The organism is Roseateles sp. P5_E8, assembly GCF_054177665.1.
This window is the reverse complement of sequence record NZ_JBGCUM010000114.1, coordinates 1-3,540: the sequence shown is the minus strand read 5'-3', so window position 1 is coordinate 3,540 and position 3,540 is coordinate 1. Positions and strand designations below refer to the sequence as shown.

At 67.3% G+C, this 3,540-nt stretch carries 4 protein-coding genes; 3 read left to right on the top strand and 1 reads right to left on the bottom strand.

Annotated elements, in window-relative coordinates; translation table 11 throughout:
* The 3 genes from rho to ACXRVZ_RS27365 form a co-directional block, all read left to right on the top strand.
* On the top strand, window positions 1-899 hold an 899-nt coding region (gene rho / locus ACXRVZ_RS27375; protein WP_458233103.1), incomplete at its 5' end, for a transcription termination factor Rho.
* A gap of 128 nt (window positions 900-1,027) precedes the next feature.
* Window positions 1,028-1,279: a type B 50S ribosomal protein L31 gene (locus ACXRVZ_RS27370; protein ID WP_457426114.1), complete on the top strand. Its 252-nt coding sequence runs from the start codon at window positions 1,028-1,030 to the stop codon at window positions 1,277-1,279.
* 145 nt (window positions 1,280-1,424) lie between these two features.
* On the top strand, window positions 1,425-3,065 hold the full coding sequence (locus ACXRVZ_RS27365; RefSeq protein WP_457426116.1) for a hypothetical protein: 1,641 nt from the start codon (window positions 1,425-1,427) through the stop codon (window positions 3,063-3,065).
* Here ACXRVZ_RS27365 and ACXRVZ_RS27360 read toward each other — a convergent pair.
* Window positions 3,059-3,540: ATP-binding protein (locus ACXRVZ_RS27360; RefSeq protein ID WP_458233102.1), on the bottom strand; the 482-nt coding region annotated here is incomplete at its 5' end. The two genes, ACXRVZ_RS27365 and ACXRVZ_RS27360, sit on opposite strands and share 7 nt — an antisense overlap.

Below are 3,540 nucleotides of genomic sequence, written 5' to 3'. Positions count from 1 at the left end.
CGCCGGAGGAGAGCAAGAACAAGATCATGTTCGAGAACCTGACGCCCTTGTTCCCCAAGGAGCAGTTCAAGCTCGAGCGTGAAGCCTATAAGGGCGAAGAGAACATCACCGGTCGCATCATCGACCTGGTGGCGCCCATCGGCAAAGGCCAGCGCGCGCTGATCGTCGCCCAGCCCAAGACGGGCAAGACCGAGATCATGAAGAGCATCGCCCATGCTCTCGTCGCCAATGCGCCGGACTGCCACCTCATCGTGCTGCTCGTCGACGAGCGCCCGGAAGAAGTGACCGAGATGATCCGCACCGTGCGCGGCGAGGTCATCAGCTCGACCTTCGACGAACCCGCCGCCCGCCACGTGCAGGTGGCCGAGATGGTCATCGAGCGCGCCAAGCGCCTGGTGGAGCTGAAGAAGGATGTGATCATCCTGCTGGACTCCATCACCCGCCTGGCCCGCGCCTATAACAACGTGCTGCCGTCATCGGGCAAGGTCATGTCGGGCGGCCTGGACTCCAACGCGCTGCAGCGCCCCAAGCGTTTCTTCGGCGCAGCGCGCAACATTGAGGAAGGCGGCTCGCTGACCATCATCGGTACCGCGCTGGTCGACACCGGCTCGCTGATGGACCAGGTGATCTACGAAGAGTTCAAGGGCACCGGCAATTGCGAAATCCATCTGGATCGCCGCATGGCCGAGAAGCGCGTCTACCCGTCCATCCTGATCAACAAGTCCAGCACCCGCCGCGAGGAACTGCTGCTCAAGCCGGAGATCCTGCAAAAGAGCTGGATCCTGCGCAAGCTGCTCTACAACATGGACGAGGTCGAGGCGATGGAGTTCATCCTTGAGAAGATGAAGGCGTCGAAGAACAACCTGGACTTCTTCGACATGATGCGGCGCGGCGGGTGATCCTTCTCACCCGGAACTAGCCAAGCTACTGGAAAGCTCGCTACAATCGCGGGTTTTCCGCCCAGACACCCCGGAAAGTGCGTCGCCCAGCTCGCGGCGTGGCTCCCGACCAGACCCAAGAGGTTCCCATGAAAGACGGCATTCACCCCAACTACCGCGACGTCGCGTTCATCGACCAGTCCAATGGTTTTCAGTTTGTGACGCGCTCCACCGTGCAGTCCAAGGAATCCATCGAGATCGACGGCAAGAAGATGCCGCTGGTGAAGCTGGAAACCACCAGCGAGTCGCACCCCTTCTACACGGGCACGCAAAAGAGCATCGACAACCTCGGCGGTCGCGTCGAGAAGTTCCGCAACAAGTTTGCTCACCTCAAGAAGTAAATCGGTTGGCGGCTGTTTCGGCCGCATCCACGTCAAAGGGCAGCTTTCGCTGCCCTTTTGCTTTTTGGCAGCAGGCGCTGCCCTTTTTCATTCATGACCCTCGTTTGACGGCATCATGCCGGCCGGTTTCATCGAACTCTCGCGCGTGAATCTCCCCACCCCCGCCATCGTCGCCGAGCGCGGCGTCGAGCGCCTGCCGCGGCTGGCCCTGCTGCTGCTATGCGCGGCCTATCTGCTGCCCGGCATCTTCGGCCGCGCGCCCTGGCGCAATGCCGACCTGACGTCCTTCGGCTTCATGGCCAGCATCGCCCAGGGCCATGCGCCCTGGTGGCAGCCGGCCATCGCCGGCATCCCGGCCGAAGGCGGTCCCCTGCCCTACTGGCTGGGCGCGCTGGCCATCAAGGCCCTGCCCTTCCTGGATGCGCCCGTCGCCGCGCGACTGCCCTATGCGCTGGTGCTGGCGGGCGTGCTGGTGGCGGTCTGGTACGCCTGCTTCCACCTGGCGCGCACCGACGCCGCCCAGCCGGTGGCCTTCGCCTTCGGCGGCGAGGCGCAGGCGGTGGACTACGCCCGCGCGCTGGCCGACGGCGCGCTGCTGGCGCTGATGGCGTCGTTGGGCCTGCTGCAACTAGGCCACGAGACAACGCCCGAGTTGGTCCAGTTGCTGGCCGTCTCGGTCTACCTTTACGGCCTCGCGGCCGCGCCTTTCCGCCGCTGGCAGTCGCGGCTGGCGGTGCTGCTGGCATTGCCGGTGCTGGCGGCCAGCGGCGCACCGGCCGTGGCCTGCGGGTTGGGCCTGCTGGGCGTGCTGCTCAACCACCGCTCCAGCTACGCCGAGGCCAAGGGCCAGCGCGTCTGGCTGCTGGGTGCGCTGACGCTCGCCGTTCTGGCCGCCTGGGCCTTCAACGGCTGGGCCTGGCGTGTGCGTTCCAGCCTGGAAGTGGCCTCGCTGCTGAGCCTGCTGGCCTGGTTCTGCTGGCCCGCCGGGCCGCTGGCGCTGTGGACGCTGTGGCGCTGGCGCCGCCACGGCCTGCGCCGCCACATCACGGTGCCGGCCATCGCGCTGCTGGTGCCACTGGTGGCCTGCGTGGCAATGGACGGCTCGGAGCGCGCGCTGCTGCTGGCCCTGCCCTCGCTGGCCATCCTGGCGGCCTTCGCGCTGCCGACGCTGAGCCGCGGTTTCTCGGCGGCGGTGGACTGGTTCTCGGTGTTCTTCTTCAGCGCGGCGGCGCTGTTCTTCTGGCTCTACTACCTGTCCATGCAGACCGGCTGGCCGCCGCGGCCGCTGGCCAACCTGCGGCGCCTGGCCGAGGGTTTCGAGCCCAGCTTCAGCCTGCTCGCTCTGGTCTTCGCACTGGCGGCGACGGCGGCGTGGCTGGCCCTGGTGCGCTGGCGGACCGCACGGCACCGCCATGCGCTGTGGAAGAGCCTGGCCCTGCCGGCCGGCGGCGTCGCCCTGGGCTGGCTGTTGGTCACCAGCCTGCTACTGCCGCCGCTGGACTATGCGCGCAGCCTGGCGCCGCTGGTCGGGCGGCTCAAGGCTCGCATGCCGGCGCAGGTGTCATGCCTGGCGGCTTCGGGCCAGAGCCTGGCGACACTGGCGGCGCTGGAATGGCACGGCGGCTGGCGGGTCGAGGGCCGGGGTTCGCTTGCTGCCACGTCTTGCAGCTATGCCGTCGTTGGTGCCGGCCAGCCCACACCCAGGGGCTGGCAGGTCATCGCGCAGGTAAAGCGGCCGACCGACCGCAGCGGCAATGCCGGGCTTGTTCTGCTGAAGCGTCAGTGATCTGACAGTGCGGCGACGTTGAAGGCCGCTTCGTCGCCCAGCGCCGAGTCGGTTGCCTGCCGCACGCGTGCAGCCGGGAAGACGAGACGGAAGCGCGAGCCCTTGCCGACCTCACTCTGCACCATCAGCTCGCCGCCATGGCGCTGCATGACGTGCTTGACGATGGACAGGCCCAGACCCGTGCCGCCGGTCTCGCGCGAGCGGCTGCCGTCGACGCGGTAGAAGCGTTCGGTCAACCGCGGGATGTGCTCGCGCGCGATGCCCAGGCCGGTGTCGATAACGGCCAGTTCGCCGTTGCCGCCTTCAAGCAGGCGCCAGGTCAACTCGATCTCGCCGCCATCGGGCGTGTAGCGCACGGCGTTGGTGACGAGGTTGGCCACGACGCTGAGCAATTCGCTCTCGATGCCGGCCAGCTCGAAACCGGTGACCGGCTTGAGGCGGAGCACATGGCGGCCGGCCGACAGCACCTCGGCAT

Bases quoted from the DNA above. Each gene is read 5' to 3' on its own strand.
- ACXRVZ_RS27370 (WP_457426114.1), top strand. From the start codon at position 1,028: ATGAAAGACGGCATTCACCCCAACTACCGCGACGTCGCGTTCATCGAC.